15 protein-coding genes and 1 pseudogene are annotated in these 21,072 nt (G+C 74.6%); 7 read left to right on the top strand and 9 right to left on the bottom strand.

What is annotated here, in order from left to right:
• The first annotated feature begins 44 nt into the window (after positions 1-44).
• On the top strand, positions 45-1,415 hold the full coding sequence (locus tag E1265_RS12140; RefSeq protein ID WP_132930299.1) for an AarF/ABC1/UbiB kinase family protein: 1,371 nt from the start codon (positions 45-47) through the stop codon (positions 1,413-1,415).
• Positions 1,416-1,572: 157 nt separating this feature from the next.
• On the opposite strand, the gene E1265_RS12135 is transcribed toward E1265_RS12140, so the two are convergent.
• From E1265_RS12135 to E1265_RS12120, 4 genes are all read right to left on the bottom strand, one after another.
• Entirely contained in the window at positions 1,573-1,893 is a 321-nt protein-coding gene (locus E1265_RS12135; RefSeq protein WP_132930298.1) for a hypothetical protein, read from the bottom strand.
• Complete coding sequence (locus E1265_RS12130; RefSeq protein WP_132930297.1) at positions 1,890-2,249, bottom strand: WhiB family transcriptional regulator; 360 nt, start codon at positions 2,247-2,249, stop codon at positions 1,890-1,892. The genes E1265_RS12135 and E1265_RS12130 overlap by 4 nt, the downstream gene beginning before the upstream one ends.
• Positions 2,250-2,369: 120 nt before the next feature.
• On the bottom strand, positions 2,370-2,684 hold the full coding sequence (locus E1265_RS12125) for a hypothetical protein (protein ID WP_243740714.1): 315 nt from the start codon (positions 2,682-2,684) through the stop codon (positions 2,370-2,372).
• Between the two features lie 167 nt (positions 2,685-2,851).
• Complete coding sequence (locus tag E1265_RS12120) at positions 2,852-5,137, bottom strand: ATP-dependent DNA helicase UvrD2 (RefSeq protein WP_132930296.1); 2,286 nt, start codon at positions 5,135-5,137, stop codon at positions 2,852-2,854.
• An 85-nt stretch (positions 5,138-5,222) separates the two neighbouring features.
• On the opposite strand from E1265_RS12120, the gene E1265_RS12115 reads away from it, so the two are divergent.
• Positions 5,223-5,495: a glutaredoxin domain-containing protein gene (locus E1265_RS12115; RefSeq protein ID WP_132930295.1), complete on the top strand. Its 273-nt coding sequence runs from the start codon at positions 5,223-5,225 to the stop codon at positions 5,493-5,495.
• 27 nt (positions 5,496-5,522) lie between these two features.
• Here E1265_RS12115 and nudC read toward each other — a convergent pair whose 3' ends face one another.
• From nudC to E1265_RS12095, 4 genes are all read right to left on the bottom strand, one after another.
• Positions 5,523-6,449, bottom strand: coding sequence for an NAD(+) diphosphatase (gene nudC, locus E1265_RS12110; protein ID WP_132930294.1), 927 nt, complete (start codon positions 6,447-6,449; stop codon positions 5,523-5,525).
• A gap of 10 nt (positions 6,450-6,459) precedes the next feature.
• Positions 6,460-9,741 (bottom strand): ATP-dependent DNA helicase, encoded by a 3,282-nt coding sequence (locus E1265_RS12105; protein WP_132930293.1) that lies wholly within the window; start codon positions 9,739-9,741, stop codon positions 6,460-6,462.
• A 67-nt stretch (positions 9,742-9,808) separates the two neighbouring features.
• Positions 9,809-13,072 (bottom strand): ATP-dependent DNA helicase, encoded by a 3,264-nt coding sequence (locus E1265_RS12100; protein ID WP_132930292.1) that lies wholly within the window; start codon positions 13,070-13,072, stop codon positions 9,809-9,811.
• 98 nt (positions 13,073-13,170) lie between these two features.
• Positions 13,171-13,512, bottom strand: a complete 342-nt coding sequence (locus E1265_RS12095) for an MGMT family protein (RefSeq protein ID WP_132930307.1) — start codon at positions 13,510-13,512, stop codon at positions 13,171-13,173.
• Positions 13,513-13,685: 173 nt separating this feature from the next.
• On the opposite strand from E1265_RS12095, the gene E1265_RS12090 reads away from it, so the two are divergent.
• From E1265_RS12090 to E1265_RS12070, 5 genes and pseudogenes are all read left to right on the top strand, one after another.
• Positions 13,686-16,892: a flippase-like domain-containing protein gene (locus tag E1265_RS12090; protein ID WP_243740713.1), complete on the top strand. Its 3,207-nt coding sequence runs from the start codon at positions 13,686-13,688 to the stop codon at positions 16,890-16,892.
• An 87-nt stretch (positions 16,893-16,979) separates the two neighbouring features.
• Entirely contained in the window at positions 16,980-17,384 is a 405-nt protein-coding gene (locus tag E1265_RS12085) for a helix-turn-helix transcriptional regulator (protein ID WP_132930291.1), read from the top strand.
• Positions 17,385-17,392: 8 nt separating this feature from the next.
• Positions 17,393-18,169 (top strand): molybdate ABC transporter substrate-binding protein, encoded by a 777-nt coding sequence (gene modA / locus E1265_RS12080; RefSeq protein ID WP_243740712.1) that lies wholly within the window; start codon positions 17,393-17,395, stop codon positions 18,167-18,169.
• A 91-nt stretch (positions 18,170-18,260) separates the two neighbouring features.
• Positions 18,261-19,025: pseudogene (locus tag E1265_RS12075) on the top strand (ABC transporter permease); the annotation flags it as partial.
• A 155-nt stretch (positions 19,026-19,180) separates the two neighbouring features.
• Positions 19,181-20,791 carry an alpha/beta hydrolase gene (locus E1265_RS12070; protein WP_132930288.1) on the top strand — a complete coding sequence of 537 codons (1,611 nt, stop codon included), beginning with the start codon at positions 19,181-19,183 and terminating at the stop codon, positions 20,789-20,791.
• Positions 20,792-20,795: 4 nt separating this feature from the next.
• Here the strand turns inward: E1265_RS12070 and E1265_RS12065 are convergent.
• Positions 20,796-21,072, bottom strand: a 277-nt coding sequence (locus E1265_RS12065; RefSeq protein WP_132930287.1) for an SDR family NAD(P)-dependent oxidoreductase, incomplete at its 5' end; no start/stop codon positions are given.

Genomic DNA, 21,072 nt, shown 5'->3' with positions numbered 1-21,072 from the left:
ACCGCCTGGTTGGGGGATCGCGTATGGGAGTTGGAGGGGACGCCATGTCTGACCTACCCCGTAAGGCGGTGACCAGGACCGCGAAGCTCGCCACCCTGCCGCTGAGCTTCGCCGGCCGGGCGACCTGGAGTCTGGGAAAGCGGATCGGTGGCCGGTCCGCCGAGCTGGTGGGCAGCGAGTTGCAACAGCGCACGGCCGAGCAGCTGTTCAGCGTGCTCGGCGAGCTCAAGGGCGGCGCGATGAAGCTCGGGCAGGCGCTTTCGGTCTTCGAGTCGGCGCTGCCCGAGTCGATGGCCGGCCCCTATCGGGCCGCGCTGACCAAGCTCCAGGAAGCGGCCCCGCCGATGCCGACCGCCTCGGTGCGGGCGGCCCTCGCCGAGCGGCTCGGCGAGGACTGGCGGGAGCTGTTCCTGGAGTTCGACGAGCGGCCGGCCGCGGCCGCCTCGATCGGCCAGGTGCACCGGGCCGTCTGGCACGACGGCCGCGAGGTGGCCGTGAAGATCCAGTATCCGGGGGCGGGCGAGGCGCTGCTCTCGGACCTGACGCAGCTGGGTCGCCTCGCCCGGCTGTTCGGGCCGCTGATCCCCGGCATGGATCTCAAGCCGCTGATCGAGGAGTTGCGGGAGCGGGTCGCCGAGGAGCTGGACTACGGCCTCGAGGCGGAGGCCCAGCGGGTCTACGCGGAGGAGTTCCTTGATGATCCGGGGGTGTTGGTCCCCGGGGTGGTGTGCCAGCGGGAGCAGGTGCTGGTCACCGAGTGGCTCTCCGGGATACCGCTGTCGCGAGTGATCGCCGAGGGCACGCCGGAGGAGCGGGACCGGGCGGGCCAGTTGCTGGCGCGCTTCCTGTTCTCCGGCACGGCGCGCACGGGCCTGCTGCACGCCGACGCGCACCCGGGCAACTTCCGGCTGGTGCCGGGCCCGGCCGGGGAGCCGGTGTCCGCGTGGCGGCTCGGCGTCATGGACTTCGGCACGGTGAACCGGCTGCCCGGCGGGCTGCCGCCGGTGATCGGCGAGGCGCTGCGGATGTCGCTCGACGGGCAGGCGGGGGAGGTGTACGCGCGGCTGGTGGCCGAGGGCTTCGTGAAGCCGTCGATCGAGCTCGATCCGCAGGCGGTGCTCGACTACCTGCTGCCCATCATCGAGCCGGCGCGGGTCGCCGAGTTCGCCTTCAGCCGGAAGTGGCTGCGGGAGCAGGCGGCCCGGATCGCCGATCCCCGGTCGGCGGCGCACCAGTTGGGGCGCCGGCTGAACCTGCCGCCCTCCTACCTGCTGATCCACCGGGTGACGCTGAGCACCATAGGCGTGCTGTGCCAGCTCGGCGCCACGGTGCGGATGCGGGACGAACTGGCCGCCGGCCTGCCGGGCTTCGAGCCGCCGGAGGAGCGGCCGGTGGAGAAGCAGTCGTCGGAATAGAGACCGGCCGGCCCGAGCCGAGTGGGCTTGGACCGGCCGGGTCGGTCGGTTCTGCTTACACGGTGCTCGGCGGCTGAGCGGCGCCGTCGTCGGCCGGTCGCTCAGGCGACCGGCCGACGACGGGCCGCGGCGGGCCGCCGGCTCAGCCAGCGCGGCGTTACTGCATCACCGCCTGGGCCAGGGCCCGGCGGGCGCGGTGCGAGGCGCGTTCGGCACGCCGCTGAAGGCGGGCCGAGCGGCGCTGCAGCCGGTTGGCCAGGGCAAGCTGGCCGGCGGCGCGTTGGGATTCGGCTTCGCGGGCTCGTTCCGCCATATGGGAGCGAGCCAGCGCTTCTGGGATGAGATGCAACTTCCTGGTCCTGTTCAGCTTCTGGCGTGGCGAGCGGGCCGCGGCCAGTTCTTCTGTCGTGCTGGTCATGTGGGGATCTCGTCGGGGGCCGTGCGCTGCCGGCCGGTCGATGGTGCCTGGGACGCTCATGCCGTGACCGGGTTCTTGCGCGGGCGACCGCGAGGTCGCTTGCGGGGCACCACGACGCCCTGGACGAACAGTTCGCCACCCCACACCCCCCAGGGCTCACGGCGGTCCTTGGCGCCGGCCAGGCAGGCCTCGCGCAGCGGGCAGGTCCCGCACAGCGACTTGGCGTACTCGACGTCCTCCGGGCTCTCCGCGAAGAACACCTCGGGGTCGTAGGAGCGACAGGGGACGCTGTCGTCGAGCCGCTCGATGGCCTCGTCGAGCTCGTTCAGCGTGTACAGCGGGGTCACAGAAGTCTCCGGATCGGGTGGCGAGTTGAGGTCAGGTCGGGCGGCGTACGGCGCGAGTGGCACGGTCATTCCTCGTGTCGTCGTAGGCGGTCTCCGGCTCGTGGCCGGAACTGGCTGGGCAAAACAGAAGGGCCGCGGATCCCGGTGTGGGTTCCGCGGCCCTGGAAGGTGCCGACCTGATCTCGCCGATCAGGCTGGATCACTCCAGGGATCGAGCCCGCGGAGGGCCCACATCGTGTGAAGCTGGGTCTTCTGCTGTCCAAAGAGCTGGTTTCCGGCGCCGGCCACATTCGCGGTGGCATAGGCCCCCACGGAGGCCTTGACCACTGCGGCAGCGGGCGCCTGGATCGGTCGCTCGCTGACTGCGGCCTCACGAATCGCGGCAACTGCCGGACGCGCGGCCACGGCGACGGACACACGGGTGACCGAGAACCTGACGGCGTCATCAGACAGCAGAAGGCCGGCGAACACGCGGTCGGTCAGTTTGGTGGTGATGATGGCCACGGGGCTCGCCTCCTTCAGGCGTCTCGATGGGCAGTCTCGGCTGCTCACAACGGGCACTTCGGTACAGCTCAGTACAGCATGGCCGCGGGGAGTATGGGAAGCCTGCTCCGCAGACTCCTCCGCCGCCGTGTGCAGCACGCTATGCGCACCTCTCCGGCGCGCGCAAACTATTTTTCGGGGGATTCAGGAGAAGGATCGGTAACGGTCTCCGGCAGGGGCTGCCCAGCACACATGGCCAGCACGTCGGGGCCGAACTGCCGCAGCTTGTGCGGGCCTACGCCGGAGATCCGGCCCAGCTCATGCTCGGACCCGGGCACGCTCTCCGCGATCGCCATCAGCGTGACGTCGGTGAACACCGTGTACGGCGGGCGGCCCAACTCCCTGGCCCGCTCGAGCCGCCACTCCCGCAGCCGCTCGAACAGCTCCTCGTCCATGCTGGAGGGGCAGTCCGCGCAGCGCCGCAGCTTGATTTCGGCCGCCTCGGTCAGGGTCCGCCCGCACTCCCGGCACATGACGGGCCCGCGCTGCCTCCGCCCGCGCGCGCCCGAGCCGCGCTCCACGCTCCCGCCACCGCCGGCGCCCGCCCCCCTAGCGGCGGACGAGCCGGGCCGCAGCCCGTCGAGGAAGCGGCTCGGCCGGCGCGAGGCCCGGCCGCCCGGCGAGCGCGACAGCGCCCAGGACAGCGTCAGGTCGCGCCGCGCCCTGGTGACGCCCACGTACAGCAGGCGCCGCTCCTCCTCGACCTGCTCGGGCGTCTTGGCGTGGGTGATCGGCAGCATGCCGTCGGTCAGGCCGACCAGGAACACCGCGTCCCATTCCAGGCCCTTGGCGGTGTGCAGCGAGGCCAGCGTGACGCCCTCCACGGTCGGCGCGTGCTGGGCGGCGGCCCGCTCGTCGAGCTCGGTCACGAAGTCCCGCAGCGTGGCCCCGGGCCTCGACCGCTCGAACGCCTCGGCGAGCCGCACCAGCGAGCTCAGCGAGTCCCACCGCTGCCGGACCGCGCCGGATCCGGAGGGCGGCGTGGGCGTCCACCCGACGGTGGCCAGCACGGCGCCCACCTGCCCGCCGAGGCCGTCGTCCGCCGCCTCGGTGAGCACCCGGTCGTTCCCCCCGGCGCGCGCCGCGCCGCGCAGCGCCAGGCCGGCCTGCCGGATCTCGGGCCGCTCGAAGAACCGCTCGGCGCCCTTGACCTGGTAGGGCACCCCGGCGTCGGCCAACGCCTGCTCGTAGATCTCGGACTGGGCGTTGATCCGGAAGAGGACGGCGATCTCGCTGGCCGGCACCCCGCCGCCGCCCTCCTCGACCGGCGCCAGCAGCTGGCGGATCCGCCTGGCGGTGGCCTCGGCCTCGGTCGGCTCGTCCTGATGTTCGACGAAGACCGGCTCGGGCCCCGCCGGGCGCTGCGAGACCAGCTCCAGACGGTTCTCCGCGGCCCGCCCCCTGGCCTGGGCCAGCAGCCCGTTGGCCAGGTGGACCACCTGCGGTGTGGAGCGGTAGTCCCGCACCAGCTTGACCACGGTGGCCTCCGGGTGGCGGAGCCGGAAGTTGAGCAGGTGCTCGGGGGTGGCGCCGGTGAACGAGTAGATGGTCTGGCTGGCGTCCCCCACGACGCACAGGCTGTCCCGCTCGCCGAGCCACAGCTGGAGCAGCCGCTGCTGGAGCGGGCTGACGTCCTGGTACTCGTCGACCACGAAGTGCTGGTACTGGCGGCGCACCGTCTCCGCGATGTCGTGCCGGTCGCTGAGGATGCCGACCGTCAGCAGCAGCACGTCCTCGAAGTCGATCACCCCGCGGTCCCGCTTGAGCTGCTCGTACGTGGCGTAGATCCGGCTGACCTGGGCCGGGTCGGCCGACACCTCGCGGCCGGCCTTGGCGAGCACCGCCGGGTACTCCTCGGGGATCGTCTGGGTCATCTTGGCCCACTCGATCTCCCCCGTGACCTCCCGGAGCTCGGCCCGCTCCAGGCGCGCCCGGTTCCGCGCGGCCGCCTCGGCGACCAGCTGGATCTTGCGCTCCTCCACCCGCGGCGCCTCGCCGCCCACCGCCTTGGGCCAGAAGTACTGGAGCTGCCGCAGCGCCGCCGAGTGGAAGGTGCGTGCCTGGACGCCGCCCGCGCCGAGCTGGCGCAGCCGGCCGCGCATCTCGCCCGCGGCCCGCTGCGTGAAGGTGACGGCGAGCACCGTGGCCGGCTGGTACACGCCGGCCAGCACCCCGTAGGCGATGCGGTGCGTGATCGCCCGTGTCTTGCCCGTGCCGGCGCCGGCCAGCACGCACACCGGCCCGTGGAGGGTGGTGGCCACCGCGCGCTGCTCCGGGTCGAGCCCGTCGAGCACGGCGTCGGCGGTGCCGGGGCTCGATGGGTGGGGTTCCGATGGGAGTGGCGAGGCGTGCGGTGCTGATGTCACCCCGCCATGCTGCCAGGTCCCGGGAGGCCCGTGGGGCGGGTTATCCACAGCCCGTGGAATTCGTCGTACCGGGTCGTGTGTTGTGCTGGTGCCAGAGCAGGACCCGGGACCGGGACGACGAAGGAGCAGCACGATGCAGGGCACCGTGACGATGTACAGCACGGCGTGGTGCGGCTACTGCCGCCGGCTCAAGAGCCAGCTGGAGCGCGAGGGGATCGCCTTCACCGAGATCGACATCGAGCAGGACCCGAGCGCGGTGGCCCTGGTCGAGAAGGCCAACAACGGCAACCGCACGGTGCCCACCGTCGTCGTCCTGCCCTCCTCGGGCGGCGCCGAGGTCACCATGACCAACCCGTCCCTGGCGCGGGTGAAGGAGGCGCTGGTCGGCGCCCCCGTCGCGGACTGAGGCCCCCGCGGGCCGCGGGCGTGACCGCTACGCCAGCGGCTTGCCGTACCAGGACTCGATCAGCCGGGCCGCGATGGAGATGCCGGCCGGCGGCAGCACCTCGCCGGACTCCATCGCGGCCCGCAGGTCGTCCCGCGAGAACCAGCGGGCCTCCTCGATCTCCTCGCCGTCCGCCCGCAGCTCGAAGGAGGTGGCGCGCGCGACGAAGCCCAGCATCAGGCTGGACGGGAACGGCCACGGCTGGCTGGCGACGTACGACACCTCGCCGATCGCGACGCCGACCTCCTCGTGGACCTCGCGTATCACCGCCTCCTCGATGGACTCGCCCGGCTCCACGAAGCCGGCCAGGGTCGAGAAGCGGCCCTTGGGCCAGTGCATCTGACGCCCGAGCAGCGCCCGGTCCTCCTCGTCGAGCACCAGCATGATCACGGCCGGGTCGGTGCGCGGGTAGTGCTCGGCGCCGCAGGCCGGGCAGCGCCTGATGTGGCCGGCCGCCGCGATCACGGTGCGCTCGCCGCAGCGCGAGCAGAAGCGGTGCAGTCGCTGCCAGTTCTCCAGGGCCACGGCGTGCACCAGCAGCGCGTTGTCCCGGTCGGAGAGCAGCGCGGCCGCCTCGCGCAGCCCCGCCGGCCGCGCCGCCTCGTCCATCCGGCCCGGCAGCGCGTCCTTCTGGAGGGCGAAGTACCGCACGCCGGCCTCGTCGGTGCCGAGGAAGTACCGGTGGGCCTCGGTCAGCGGGGCGTCGAAGGACGGCATCGTGACCAGCTCGGTCCGCCCGTCGTCCGTGTCCTCGATCAGCGCCTGACCGCCGGAGACCACGAACACCCGGGTGGTGGGATGGCTCCAGGCCGCCCCCAGCCACGCCTCGTCGAGGCGGTGCCCGGCACCGCGGTCGATACCGCCTGTGCCGGTAAGAGGGATCGGCTGGACCGCGTTGTCCGAGGTGGTACGCATACTCAGAAGCCTAACCGGGCTCGTTGGGCTCCCAGGAATCCTCCCCCAGCAGCAGCCGCTCGATTCCGCGCCTGCCGGGCAGCACGCTGGGCCGCACCAGCTCGCCGCTGCGCACGTAGAGGAAGGCGGCGCTGACCTGGCCGAGCCGCAGCCCGTGGCGCTCGGCCCAGGCCAGCCGGTAGATCGCCAGCTGCAGCGGATCGGCCTCCTGGCGACGCGCCGTCTTCCAGTCGATGATCTCGAAGCCGCCGCTCCGCGTGCGATAGACGGCGTCGATGCGGCCGCTGATCACGCGGCCGGCGAGCTGGATCTGGAACGGCGCCTCGACGCGGTAGGGGCGGCGCGAGGCGTAAGGCGTTCGGGCGAAGGCGTCCTTCAGCGCCTCGAGCTCCCGCTCGTCCCTGATCTCGGAGTCGGCGTCCGGTTCGCCGCCCGGCAGCTCGTCGAGGCCGAGCATGGGTAGCGGCAGCTCCTCGAAGCGCGACTCGACCCAGGCGTGGAACCGGGTGCCGCGGCGCGCCGCCGGCTGCGGCGGGCGCGGCATGGGCCTGGCCAGCTCCCGGGCGAAGCCGTCGGGGTCGGCGGCGAGCCGCTGCACCTGCGAGGCGGAGAGCGAGAGCGGCAGCGGCACCTCGCGGACCGCCGCCCTGGCCTGCCGCAGCTCGCCCGTCAACGCCGCCAGGTCGCGGTCCCAGGAAGCCACGGCGCGTTGCTCCTCCGGGGTGAGCTCGTCCTCCTCGGGGTCGGGCTCCTGGGCCTGGCCGGCGAGCCGGGCCAGCACCGCGCCGGCCGCCGCCCTGCGCCGCTCGAGGGCGACCGGGTCGAGCGGCAGCGGCCACGCCAGGTCGCGCTCGGGTGCGGCGAGCGCCGGGTTCTCCGCGTCCTCCGGCGGCTCGTCTGCCCAGACCTCGACCTCGCCGTGGTCGGGCCCGGCCTCGCAGTGGGCGCGCAGCGCGGTCAGGAAGTCCGAGGGGCCGCGCCGCTTCTTCTGGCTCGGCCCCCACCAGTGCCCGGAGCCGAGCAGCAGGGCGCGCGGCCTGGTGAAGGTGACGTAGCCGAGCCGCAGTTCCTCGAGGCTCAGCTGCTCGGCGACGGCGGCCACGTACTCCTTGTGGGCGGTCGCCGACCACTCCTCGATGGCGGGCAGCGTCTCGGCGTCGCCGCGCAGCGGGTGCGGCAGCGCCCTGGCCTGCCGCAGCCAGGAGTCCCGGGACGCCTTGGCGGGGAAGACGCCGGCGCAGAGGCCCGGCACGGCGACGACGTCCCACTCCAGGCCCTTGGCCTTGTGCGCGGTGAGCACCTTCACGGTGTCCTCACCGCCGGGCAGCGAGCCGTCGAGCCCCTTGTCGTACTGGGCTGCGGCGCGCAGGAAGCCGAGGAAGGCGGGCAGCGTCGCCTCGCCGTCGACGGCGGTGCCGGCGCGCCCGGCGGCGAATCCGGCGGCCACGTCGAGGAAGGCGCTGAGCGTCTCCCGGCGGCGGGCCGCGAGCGCCTGCGGGGAGGCGGAGAGCTCCACCTCGAGCCCGGTGACGGCCAGCACCCGGTGCAGCACGTCCATCAGCGGGTCGCCGAGCGAGCGCCGCAACTCCCGGATCTCGGCGGCCAGGTGGGCGAAGCGGACGCGCGCCTCGGCGGAGAACGGCAGCTCGTCGTCGTCCCCCGCCCCCGAGCCGCCGTCGACGAAGGTGTCGAGCGCGTCGGCGAGCGAGGTGATCTCGGCCGGGTCGGTGCCCTCGACGGCCGCGGCGAGCCGCTCGGCCTCGGCGCCCTCAGCGCCGGCCCTCTCGTCGACGCGGCGCACCAGCAGCCGGGCGCGGCGCCCGAGCAGCGCCAGGTCGCGCGGGCCGATCCGCCAGCGCGGGCCGGTCAACAGCCGCACCAGGGCCGCGTTGGCGGTCGGGTCGGCGAGCACCTGGCAGACGGCCACCAGGTCGGCGACCTCGGGCAGGTGCAGCAGCCCGGCGAGTCCCACTACCTCGACCGGCACCTCGCGCTCCACCAGCACCCGCTGGATGTCGGCGAACTCGGCGGCGGTGCGGCACAGCACGGCGATCTCGCCCGGCGGGGTGCCCGTCGCGACCCGGTGCGCGATCGTGTCCGCCAGCCAGGCCAGCTCCTCGGCGTGCGTGGTGTGCAGCGCGCAGCGCACGACGCCCGCCAGCTCGGCGCCCTCCGCGGGGCGGAGCGGGACGACCGCCGGGTGCCGCTCGCGCAGCGGCGCGGACAGCCGGTTGGCCAGGGTGAGCAGCCGGCCGCCGCTGCGCCGGTTCTCGCTGAGGCTGTGGCGGTGGGCGGGGGTGCCGTCGCGCCGCGGGAAGTGCTCGGGGAAGTCGTCGAGGTTGGCGACGGAGGCACCGCGCCAGCCGTAGATGGCCTGGCACGGGTCGCCCACGGCGGTGACGGCGTGGCCCGTGCCGCCGCCGAACAGGCCGGCGAGCATGACGCGCTGGGCGACGGAGGTGTCCTGGTACTCGTCGAGCAGTACCACGGCGAACTCCTCGCGCAGCAGCCGCCCGACCTCCGGCACCTCGCGGGCCAGGGTGGCGGCGAGCGCGATCTGGTCACCGAAGTCCAGCAGGTCACGGGCGCGCTTGCGGGCCCGGTACTCCTCGACGACGCCCAGCAGTTGGCCGCGGCCGAGTGCGGTCTTGGGCACCAGGCGCAGGTCGGCGTTGGTGAGTTCGGCGCGCTCGAGGTCGGCGAGCAGCGCGGTGTCGAAGGCGCGCAGCCGTTCGGGGGTGACCAGGTGCTCGGACAACTCCCCTTCCAGCGCGATGAGGTCGGTGACGAGGGTGGTGAACGAGACGCCAGGCGGCTCGAAGTCGGCCGGTGCGGAGCGCAGCACCTCGGCCGCCAGCTGGAAGCGGCCGGCGTCGGCGAGCAGCCGGGCGGCCGGCTCGATGCCGAGCCGCAGCCCGTGGTCGCGCAGCAACTGGCCGGCGAACGCGTGGTAGGTGGAGATCCGCGGCTCGCCGCCGGGCTCCCCGGCCTCCCCCGGCTCCGCCGCCGGTTCCGTGATGCCGGCCCTGGCGAGCGCCTTGCGGACCCGCTCCGACAGCTCGCCCGCCGCCTTGTTGGTGAAGGTGAGGCCGAGGATCCGCTCGGGCGCCACCTGCCCGGTGCCGGTCAGCCACACGACCCGGGCGGCCATCACCGTCGTCTTGCCCGAGCCGGCGCCGGCCACGATCGCCTGCGGCTCGGGGGGCGCCGTGACGCACGCCAACTGCTCCGGCGTGAACGGGATCCCGAGTAGTTCCCTAAGCTCCTCGGGACGGGTGAGTCGGGCGGGCACCCAAGGAACCCTAGTCGCCCCCACCGACAGCCGAGGCGGGCGGCGGCGCACCGGCCGCCGGGAGGCCCTACTCCACCACCTGTCGCCCCTCGGGCCTGGCGCTGCACGCGCCCCGGAAGGCGCAGGAGCCGCAGTGCTGGCCGGCGGCCGGTGAGAACCGCTCGTCGAGCACCTTCCCGGCCGCGGTGGCCAGGAGTTCGCCGACCCACTCGCCGTTGGTCGGGTCGAGCGGCGGCTGCCGCTGGACGGCTGGCAGCGCGTCACCGCCGTCCCGCTTGGGCGCGCCCTGCCGCAGGTGGACCAGCTCTGCGCCGGCGAGTTCTCCGCGTGGCTCCCCGGCCACCGCCTCGCCGTCCCGCACGGCGAGCTGGTAGACGGCAAGCTGCGGGTGCCGCTCGACCTCGGCCTTGGTCGGCCTGGTACGGCCGGTCTTGAAGTCGACGACGTAGACCCGGCCCTCGGTGTCCCGCTCAACCCGGTCGAGCACGCCCCGGATCCGCACCTGGTGCTCGCCGGCCGGCAGCGTGATCTCGAACTCCTGCTCGCTGGCGGCGGGTTCGCGGCCGTCCCGGCTCTGCAGCACGTGCCAGCGCAGGAAGCGCTCCAGCGCGGCCCGCGCCTCGGCCTGCTCGCGGCGCGACTGCCACGGCGCCTCGAAGGCCAGCCCGTCCCAGACGGTGTCGAGGCGCTCCATCAGCACCGCGAGGTCGGCGGGCGTGGTGCCGGACGCGACCTCGTCGGCGAGCACGTGCAGCACGTTGCCGAAGCCCTGGGCGGTGGTCGCCGGCGCGTCAGCGTGCACCTCACGGCCCAGGAACCACTGCAGCGAACATGTGTTGACCAGCTGGTCGAGCGCGCTGCCGGTCAGCGCCACCGGGCGCGCCGGGTCGCGCAACGGCGCACTCGAACTGGTGGGGGCGCGCAGCCCCCACCAGCGCTCCGGGTGGGCCGCGGGCGCCAGCGGGTGCCCCTCGTCGTCCCGCAGCGCGGCCAGGTCGGCGAGCCGCCGCGCCGCGGCCCTGCGCAGCGCGGGCGAGGCCGCCGGGTCGACGGTGGTGGCGCGCAGCTCGGCGACCATCGCGGCCAGCGCCAGCGGGCGGTGCGGCCGGCCGCTGACCTCCCGCGGCTCGACCCCCAGCTCCCGCAGGAAGCGGGACGGCTGATCGCCGTCGTCCGCGCCCTGCACGGCCGTCACCACCAGGCGGTCCTTGGCCCGGGTCGCGGCCACGTAGAACAGCCGCCGCTCCTCGGCGAGCAGCGCGCCGGGGCTCAGCGGCTCGGCGAGCCCGTCGCGCCCGATCCGGTCGGCCTCCAGCAGCGAGCCGCGCCGCCGCAGGTCGGGCCAGAGACCCTCCTGCACGCCCGCGACCACCACGAGCGACCACTCGAGCCCCTTGGCCCGGTGCGCGGTCATCAGCCGCACCGCGTCCGGGCGCACGGCGCGCGCGGCGAGGGTGTCGGCGGCGATGTCGTGCGCGTCAAGCTCCTCCAGGAAGTTGCGCGCCCCCCGGCCGCCCAGGCGCTCCTCGGCGCGCGCCGCCGCCTCGAACAGGGCGCAGATGGCGTCCAGGTCGCGGTCCGCGTTCCGCCCGGCCGCTCCGCCGCGCCGGGCGGCCCGCTCCAGCCTGGCCGGCCACGAGGTGCCGTCCCACAGCAGCCACAGCGCCTCCTCGGCGCTGCCGCCGCCGGCCAGCAGCTCGCGCGCCTTGCGCAGCAGCAGCCCGAGCCGCTGCGCGCCCCCGGCGTACGACGACTCGTGTGTAACGAGCCGCTCCGGCTCGGCGAGCGCCCGCGCGATCAGCTCGTCGGACGGCGGCGGCACGGCGACGCCCGCGGCCCGCTCCTCGTTGCGCAGCGCCCGCCCGAGGCGCCGCAGGTCGGCGGCGTCCATCCCCCCGAGCGGCGAGGTGAGCAGCGTGAGCGCGGTCTCCGGCGTGAGCGCCGCCGGCTCGGAACCCGAGGCCGCGACGGCGCGCAACGCGGTGAGCAGCGGCGCGACCGCCGGCTCCTGGCGCAGCGGCAGGTCGTCGCCGTCCACCTCGAGCGGCACGCCCGCCGAGGTGAGCGCCCGGCGCACGCCGGGGATGGAGCGCGAGCCGGCGCGCACCAGCACGGCCATCTCGCCCCACGGCACGCCGTCCGTCAGGTGCGCGCGGCGCAACAGGTCGGCGATGTTGTCCAGTTCCGCGCCCGGGGTCGGGAAGGTGAACGCCTCGACCCGGCCGCCGGCGCGCTCGGCCGTCAGCGCCCGGTGCCGGCGCACGGCGTCGGCCGGCAGCCTGGCCAGCGGCATCCGCTGGGTGAGCAGCCGGGTCGCGGTCAGCAGCGCCGCGCCGCTGCGCCGGTTGGTGTCGAGGACGGCCACCGGCGCGGGCGCTCCGGCGCGGGTGCGGAAGGCGTCGGGGAAGCCGAGGACGCCGTTCACGTCGGCGCCGCGGAAGGCGTAGATCGACTGGTCGGGGTCGCCGAACACCACCAGGTCGCGCCCGTCGCCGGCCAGCGCGCGCAACAGCGCCACCTGCGCCGGGTCGGTGTCCTGGTACTCGTCGACGAAGACCGCGTCATAGCGGGCGCGCACGGCGGCGGCGACCTCGGGCCGCTCGGCGAGCCGGACCGCGCCGCGCACCAGCTCCGTGTAGTCGAGCACGCCCTGGGCCTCGGTGACGTCCAGATATTCCGCGAGGAAGTCGGCGGCCGCGGCCCAGTCGTCCCGGCCGGAGTCGCGGGCGAACGAGGCGAGCGTCTCGGGGCCGAGGCCCAGCTCACGGGAGCGCGCGAGGACGGCGCGCAACTCGTCGGCGAACCCGCGGGTGGTGAGACAGGCACGCAACTCGTCCGGCCAGTCGACCCCGCGCCCCTGCCAGTCGGCGTCCCGGTGACCGGCGAGCAGTTCGCGCAGGTAGAGGTCCTGTTCCGGGCCCGAGAGCAGACGCGGCGGCTCGGCGTAGAGCTCGCGGTCCTGGTGGGAGCGGACGAAGGCGTAGGCGAACGAGTGGAATGTGGTGGCCCGCGGGGAACGACCTCCCATGCGGGCCGTCATCCGGTCCCGCAGCTCGGCCGCCGCCTTCCGGCTGAAGGTGAGCACCAGGACCCGCTCGGGTTCCGTGCCGCCGTCCACACGTCGGGCGACGGACTCCACCAGCGTGGTGGTCTTGCCCGTGCCCGGGCCCGCGAGCACAAGCAGCGGGCCGCCGGGGTGGTCAACCACCGCGCGCTGGCTTGCGTCAACAGCAGGGACACGCGCGTCGGCGACCGGGGTGCGTACCAGTCGATACGCTCCCGGCGCGGACGGCGGGCGGTCAGTGGACGGGACGGAGAGGCTCACGTGCATCGCGGATTCTCGGTGACGGTTGGGGAGACGGTACGCCAGTCGGCCCCCGGGACGCGACGGAATGGCGGAAGCTGGTGGGCGTGAGATCGGTACCGGCCTCAGTCACGGCCGTCCCAGCGCGCCCGCCGCATGTCGATCCGCTGCGTACCGTCGGCCAGCTCGCGCAGCGGCGTGCCCTCGACGCGGTACTGCTCGAGCGCGCGCCGCTCGTGCCCGGGCAGCGGCCGGCCGTCGGCGCGCACCACGCGCCACCACGGCACGGCGCCGCCGTAGACCGCCATCACGCGCCCGACCTGGCGCGGGCCACCCTCGCCGACCCGGTCCGCGACGTCCTTGTAGGTCAGCACGTGGCCCGGCGGAATGCCCTCCGCGACGGTCAACACCCGATCGGCGTACTCCGGAAGTCGGTGAGTCTCTTCGTGGCCGGCCATGGCGCCCATGGTGCCGTATGTCACGGACCGCGCCCCCCGGCGCGTCTCTCGTGTCACTATCGTCCCAAGGGCAGGGGGGAGAGCTGGTCGACAGCTCCTGCCAGAGGGGACCTTCAGGGAAGCGGCCAGTGATACGGGGCGAGGAAGAGAACGCGAAACCGGGCGCTCGCGGCGCGCGGCCGTTGGCGGAGACGAGGGACGCGCCCACCGCCGCGATCGGCACCGACGGCCGCGCTGGCGGCGCGAGCGCGAGCGCCGGCGGCGCGGCAGGCGACGAACGCCCGCCGGGCGCGCCGGTCGTGGCCGGCGCGAGCCGCGCCAGGCCAGGCGCTCGCGGCGCGCGGTCGTCCGGCGCGGAGAGCGCGCCCTCCGCGTCGGCCGACGGGGGCCGCGAGCGCACGGGCACCGGCCCCGCCAAGCCCGCCGGCCAAGGCCGCACGCCGGCGCGCGAGCGGACGGCGCCGGACGGCGCGGGCGCCGACGACCGGGCCCCGGGCGCCGCAGCGCCTGGGCAGGAGCCGCCGGCGCGCAAGCGCACGGCACGGACGGCGCGCGCCGACGGCGCGAGGCCGCAGGAAGACCACGCCACCGCAGAACCGCCGCTGGCGGACCTCGCCGGCGGCGCCGAGCCGCCGGCCGAGCGGGACGGCGAAAGCCGCCGGCCGGCGCGCGAGCGCGCGGGGCGCGGCCCCGACAGCGAGCTACCGCCGGTCGAGGCGGCCGGCGAAGGCGCCACGCCGGCGCCTTCGCACGAAAGCGCCGGCGCCGGCGCGGGCGGCGAGACGTCGGACGACCTGAGCCCGGCGCGGCCGGCCGCCGACGCCCCCATCGACGGTGACGAGCCGCTGCTCACCGCGCGCGTGCACCGGCCGGCCGACCTGCTGCGGGTGTTGCTCGGGCTGCTCGGCATCGCCGTCGTGCTCGCGCTCGCCACGTGGGCCATCGGCACCACCGCCGGCATCGAGCGGGACGTCGACAAGGGCGCCGCCCAGGCGCCCTCGCTGCTCATCAGCTTCGCCGGCTTCGCCTCCGCCATCGCCGTCCTCGTCGTCCCGGTCGCCTTCGCCATCGAGCGGCTGATGAGGCGCGACGGCCTCCGCATCGCGGACGGCGTGCTGGCCGCCGTGCTGGCGCACGGCGTCTCGCTCTCCTTCAGCCTCTGGGTGGCCCGTCTCGCGCCGGACTCCGTGCAGGACGCGCTCACCAGGGACGGCCCCGGCGGCGTCACCACCGACCCGGTGCACGGCTATCTGGCGCCGGTCATCGCCTACGCCACCGCCGTCGGCATGACCCACCGGCCGCGCTGGCGGTTCGCGATGTGGTCGGTGCTGCTGCTCGACGGGTTCGCCGTCCTGGTCGCCGGCTACACCACGCCGTTCGCCATCATCGTCACCGTCCTCCTCGGCTGGACCATCGCCTACGCCACGCTCTACACCGTCGGCTCGCCCAATGTCCGCCCGACCGGACAGCAGTTGCTCGCCGGCCTGCGACACGTCGGGTTCCGGCCGGTCAGCGCGCTGCGCACCGAGGACAGGACCGAGTCGGAGCGCCGCGACCGGCACGACTACTCGGAGCCGACCCGCCGCTACCTGGTCACCCTCGAGAACGGCCCGCCCCTCGACGTCACCGTCGTCGACCGCGCCCAGCAGGCCCAGGGCTTCTTCTACCGCGCCTGGCGACGGCTCGCGCTGCGCGGCATCACCACCCGACGCAGCCTGCCGTCCCTCCGCCAGGCGTTGGAGCAGGAGGCGCTGCTCGCCTACGCCGCGATCTCCGCCGGCGCCAACGCGCCCAAGCTGATCGCCACCTCGGAGCTCGGCCCGGACGCCGTGATGCTGGTCTACGAGCACACCGGCGGCCGGCACCTCGACTCGCTGCCGGACGACGAGATCAGCGACGAGCTGATGCGCGCCGCCTGGCGCCAGGTCACGGCCCTCCAGACCCGCCGCATCGCGCACCGGCGCCTCGACGGCGGCTCGCTGCTCGTCGACCGGGCCGGCGCCGTCTACCTCACCGACCTGCGCGGCGGCGAGATCGCGGCCAGCGACCTGCTGCTGCGCATGGACATCGCGCAGCTGCTGACCACCTTCGGCCTGCGGGTCGGCGCCGAGCGCGCGGTGGCGGCGGCCGTGGCCGTCCTCGGCCCCGACGCGGTGGCCAACAGCCTGCCGTTGCTGCAGCCGATCGCGCTCAGCCGCAACACCCGCGCCACGCTCCGCCAGTTGGCCAGGGAGCGGGCGCAGCGGGAGCGCGAGGCGGTGCTCGAGGCCACCCGCGTCTACCGCGAGGCGCGCGGCAACCTGCCGGAGGACGCCGACCGCAAGACGGTCCGCGCCGCCCGGCAGGCCGAGAAGCAGGTGATGGACGAGGCGCTGGAGAACGCCAAGGAGCCCGACCTGCTGTCGCTGATCCGCGAGCAGGTGCTGCTGATCCGCCCGCAGGCCCCGATAGAGCCGGCCCGGGTCGAGCGGATCAGGCCGCGCACCCTGGTCACCATCATCGCCGCCGTGTTCGCCGCCTACTTCCTCACCATCCAGGTGGTAAACCCCGAGTTCCAGCGCGTCTGGGAAGGCGCCAACTGGGGCTGGGTGCTGATCGCGGCCGGCTTCTCGGCCGTCACCTACTTCGCGGCCGCGATGAGCCTGCTCGGCTTCGTCCCGGAGCGGGTCGGCTATCTGCGCACCGTCACGGCGCAGGTGGCGGGCTCGTTCGTGAAGCTGGTCGCCCCGGCCGCGATCGGCGGCGTCGCGCTCAACACCCGCTACCTGCAACGGCAGGGCCTGCGCCCCGGGCACGCGGTGGCCAGCGTCGGCGCCTCCCAGCTGTTCGGCCTGGGCAGCCACATCACCCTGCTGCTCACCTTCGGCTACCTCGCCGGCACCGAGCACACCCCCTCGCTCTCGCCCTCCCGCACGGTCATCGCCGGCCTGCTGACGCTCGCCGTCGTGGTGCTGATCGTCACGGCCATCCCCAGCCTGCGGAAGGCGCTCTACGAGCGGATCAGGACCCTGTTCGCCGGCGTGGTGCCGCGCATGCTCGACGTGGTGCAGCAGCCGAAGAAGCTGCTCAGCGGCATCGGCGGGATGCTGCTGATGACGTTGGCGTTCGTGATGTGCCTCGACGCCTCGCTGCGGGCCTTCGGCTACGAGCTGAGCTATCCGACGATCGCCGTGGTGTTCCTCGCGGGCAACGCGCTCGGCTCGGCCGCCCCGACCCCGGGCGGCCTCGGCGCCGTCGAGTTCGCGCTGGTCGCGAGCCTGGCCACGTTCCGGGTGCCGCAGGACGCGGCGCTCGGCGCGGTGCTGCTGTTCCGGCTGATGACGTTCTGGCTGCCGGTGCTGCCCGGCTGGCTCGCGTTCACGCACCTCACCAGAAAGGGCTCGATCTGACCGGCGCGCGTTCCAGGCTCGTGAACGCGAGCCCACCCTCCGGGATCGCCTTGCGGATGCGAGCCTCCCGCGCCTAGTCTCCCGCACATGCGTTCCTACGGCATCGGCCGGGCCGCCCGGCTGCTCGGCGTCAGCCCCGACACGGTACGCCGCTGGGCCGACTCGGGGCGGCTGCCCACCCGCCGGGACGACGCGGGCAGACGGCTGATCGAGGGCGCCGACCTCGCGGCCTTCGCCGTCGCGCTGGCCAAGGACCCGGGTCAGGACGGCGCCGAGGACGACGAGCCGCGCACCTCGGTGCGGAACGCGTTCCCCGGCATCGTCACCGCCGTCACGCTCGGAGACGTCGCGGCCCAGGTGGAGATCCAGGCGGGACCGCACCGGCTGGTCTCGCTGGTCACCCGGGAGGCCGTCGAGGAGCTCGGGTTGGCCGTCGGCGTCGAGGCCGTGGCCCGCGTCAAGGCCACCAACGTCCACGTCGACACGCTGTGAGGCCGCCCGTGCGCCCCGCCCGACCCCTGATCGCCCTGACCGCCGCCACGGTCGCGCTGCTCACCGGCTGCGGCGACGACGGCGGGTCCGGCACCGACGACGCGAGCGGCGGCGAGGAGGTCACCCTCACCGTGCTGGCCGCCGCCTCCCTCACGGACGTGTTCACCGCGACCCGGGAGATCTACGCCGAGGAACACCCCGGCGTCACCCTGGAGTTCTCCTTCGCCGGCTCCCAGGAGCTGGTCGCCCAGGTGGAGCAGGGCGCCCCCGCCGACGCGCTGGTCACCGCCGACACCGCCACCATGGACGGCGTCGCCGACCTGACGGCCGCCGAGCCCGTCGTCATCGCCCGCAACGCGCTCGCCATCGTCACCCCGCCCGACAACCCGGCCGGCGTCGACTCCCTCGACGACCTCGCCGACCCGGAACTGCGCCTGGTGCTGGCCGCGCCCGAGGTGCCGGCCGGCCGCTACGGCCGCCAGATACTCGCCGACCAGGGCATCGACGCCACCCCCGACTCGGAGGAGGCCAACGTCCGCGCCGTCCTCGGCAAGGTGCGGCTCGGCGAGGCGGACGCCGGCCTCGTCTACGTCACCGACGCGACCTCCGCCGGCGACGACGTGGCCACCGTGGCCATCCCCGAGGACCAGAACGTCACCGCCGAGTACCCGGCCGCCGCGCTCGCCGACGCGGAACACCCGGAGGAGGCGGCCGACTTCGTGGAGTGGCTGAGCTCGGACGAGGCGCGGGCGCTGCTCGGCGACGCCGGCTTCCAGGCCCCGTGACGACCATGCCCGCCATGACCCGCACGACGACCGTGACCGCGACGGCCGGGCTCCGGCCCAGGCCCGGGCCCGGCCTCCGGGCGAAGGTCCGATGACGCGTCGTCCCCCGCTCGCCCTGGCGCTGCCGGCGCTGCTGGCCGTCGCCTTCCTCGCCGTCCCGCTGCTCGGCGTCCTCGCCGACGCCCCCTGGTCGGACCTGGCCGGCCGGCTCACCGAGCCGGCCGTCACCGAGGCGTTGCGGCTCTCCCTCCTCGTCTCGGCGTGGGCGCTGCTGCTCTCCGTGCTGTTCGGGGTGCCGCTCGCCTGGCTGTTGGCCCGCGTCGACTTCCCCGGCCGCACCGCCGTCCGCTGCCTGGTGCTGCTGCCGATGGTGCTGCCGCCCACGGTCGCCGGCGTGGCGCTCTTCCAGGGCCTCGGCCGGCGCGGGCTGCTGGGTGGCGTCCTGGAGTCGATGGGCGTCGTGCTGCCGTTCTCCACCGCCGGCGCCGTCGTCGCGGCCACCTTCGTCGCCATGCCTTTCCTGGTGATCAGCCTGGAGGGCGCCCTGGCCGGCCTCGAGCCGCACTACGAGGAGGCCGCCGCGACCATGGGCGCCGGCCCGCTGCGCACCCTGCGCCTCGTCACCCTGCCGATGCTCGCCCCCTCGCTGGCGGCCGGCGCCGCGCTGTGCTGGGCCCGGGCGCTCGGCGAGTTCGGCGCGACCATCACCTTCGCGGGCAACCTGCCGGGCAGCACGCAGACGCTCCCGCTCAAGGTCTATCTGCTCCTCCAGGACGACCCGACCGGCGCCACCGCCGTTTCCCTGCTCCTGGTCGCCGTCGCCGCCGCCGTCCTCTTCATCCTCCGCGGCCGCTGGCTCCATCCCCTGCGCTAGGGCCCCAACCGCACGCCCGGCCGCCCCGACCCCCGAACCGTCCGCCACGTTCACCCGCTTGCCGTGGCCCGGGGTGCGAGGGACTCCCGCGCCCGCGCACGATGGGCGAGTCGCAGCGACCGATGGGAGCCACCGCCATGACCCGAGCCAGGCTGCTCACGCCGACCGTGCTGGCCGCGACGACCCTGCTCACCGTCCCCGGCTGCGCGACGGCCGAAGGCGACCCCGTCCGGCCAAGGTCGGCCGCTCGCCAGGACGCCGTCGACACCGACGACCTGCCGGAGCGCTTCACCCGGCAGCGGCTCGACTGGTCGGCCTGTCCCGCGCCCGACAGCTCCCAGGGCGGCACCGACGCCAGCCCGTCCCCGCTGCCGGACGGCGAGGACTGGGAGTGCGCGAAGATGACGGCGCCGCTCGACTACGGCGACCCGGACGGCGACACCATCGAGATCGCCATGATCCGCGCCCGCACCAGAGCCGAGGGCGACGAGCGGATCGGCTCCCTCATCTTCAACTTCGGCGGCCCCGGCGGCTCGGGCGTCACCACCCTGCCGGCCTTCGGCGCCGACTACGCCGACCTCAACAGCCGCTACGACCTGGTGAGTTTTGACCCGCGCGGCGTCGGCGACAGCGAGGGCGTGCGGTGCCTCGACGACCAGCAGCTCGACGACTACTTCGCCGCCGACGCCAACCCGCGGAACGCCGACGAGCGCCGCGAGTTCACCGACCGGCTCAGGGAGTTCGACCACGGCTGCGACGACCGCGCCGGCGATCTGCTGCCGCACCTCACCACCACCGCCACCGCCCGCGACATGGACCTGATGCGCGAGGTGCTCGGCGACGACAGGCTGCACTACTTCGGCATCTCCTACGGCACCGAACTCGGCGGCGTCTACGCCCACCTGTTCCCGCGCCGCGTCGGCCGCGCCCTGTTCGACGCCGTCGTCGACCCCACCGGCAACACCGAGCAGGGCGCGCTCGGCCAGGCCGAGGGGTTCCAACTCGCCCTGGACAACTACCTCGACAACTGCACCCAGAGCGACGACTGCCCGCTCGGCACCGACCCCGACGAGGGCGAACGCCGGCTCAAGGACTTCCTGGACCGCCTGCGCGACGAGCCCCTCGACACCCGGGACCCCGACAAGCGCAAGCTCACCCAGTCGCTGGCCTGGAACGGCGTCGCCCAGTCCCTCTACTCGCAGAGCTTCTGGCCCTACCTCACCCAGGGCCTCGACGACGCCATGACCGAGGACGCCCCGGACGGCACCGTGCTGCTCGCCCTCGGCGACTCGATGAACGGCCGCAACCCGGACGGCAGTTACAGCACCCTCCAGTCCTCGCTGACCGCCATCAGCTGCGCCGACTCCAGCGAGCGCTACACCGTCGACGACGTCCGGGCCAGGCTCGACCAGTTCGAGGAAGTCTCCCCCGTCTTCGGGCCGCAGATGGCCTGGGGCCTGCTCAACTGCACCTACTGGCCCGTCGACGGCCAGCGCGAGCACCCCGACGTCCGCGCCGAGGGCGCCCCGAAGATCCTGCTGATCGGCACCACGGGTGACCCCGCCACCCCCTTCGAGGGCACCGAGCGCATGAAGGACGCGCTGGGCGACGACGTCGGCGTCGAACTCGTCTACGAGGGCGAGGGCCACGGCGCCTACAACGGCGGCAACGAGTGCGTGCGGGACACCGCCAACGCCTACCTGCTCGACGGCGACGTCCCCGAGGACGGCAAGCGCTGCGAAGACTGACCCCTCACACCTTCTGCCCCACCGGCCGCACCACCACCTCGTTCACGTCCGTCCCCGCCGGCTGCGCCAACACCCACGCCACGCAGTCCGCCACCGCCTCCGGCGCCAGCAGAGGACCCGGCCCGGGACCGCCGTGCCCCCAGCCCGGGGTGTCCACCCGCCCCGGCGCGACCAGCGTGACGCCCACGCCGTCCCGGGTGACCAGCATCCTGGTGTTCTCGGCCAGCGCCGCCACCGCCGCCTTGGTCGCGCCGTAGAGACTCCCCGCCACGTTCTTGAAC

Origin of the sequence: Streptomyces sp. 8K308 (assembly GCF_004348315.1) — a bacterium.
Lineage (GTDB): Bacteria > Actinomycetota > Actinomycetes > Streptomycetales > Streptomycetaceae > Streptomyces.
This window is presented reverse-complemented; position numbering and strand designations above follow the sequence as displayed.

Coding starts and splice junctions, on each gene's coding strand:
- E1265_RS12135 (WP_132930298.1), bottom strand. CDS start 1,893: ATGAGCGTCCCAGGCACCATCGACCGGCCGGCAGCGCACGGCCCCCGA.
- E1265_RS12095 (WP_132930307.1), bottom strand. CDS start 13,512: ATGGGCGCCATGGCCGGCCACGAAGAGACTCACCGACTTCCGGAGTAC.
- E1265_RS12085 (WP_132930291.1), top strand. CDS start 16,980: ATGCGTTCCTACGGCATCGGCCGGGCCGCCCGGCTGCTCGGCGTCAGC.
- nudC (WP_132930294.1), bottom strand. CDS start 6,449: ATGCGTACCACCTCGGACAACGCGGTCCAGCCGATCCCTCTTACCGGC.
- E1265_RS12130 (WP_132930297.1), bottom strand. CDS start 2,249: ATGACCGTGCCACTCGCGCCGTACGCCGCCCGACCTGACCTCAACTCG.
- E1265_RS12100 (WP_132930292.1), bottom strand. CDS start 13,072: ATGCACGTGAGCCTCTCCGTCCCGTCCACTGACCGCCCGCCGTCCGCG.
- E1265_RS12140 (WP_132930299.1), top strand. CDS start 45: ATGTCTGACCTACCCCGTAAGGCGGTGACCAGGACCGCGAAGCTCGCC.
- E1265_RS12070 (WP_132930288.1), top strand. CDS start 19,181: ATGACCCGAGCCAGGCTGCTCACGCCGACCGTGCTGGCCGCGACGACC.
- E1265_RS12115 (WP_132930295.1), top strand. CDS start 5,223: ATGCAGGGCACCGTGACGATGTACAGCACGGCGTGGTGCGGCTACTGC.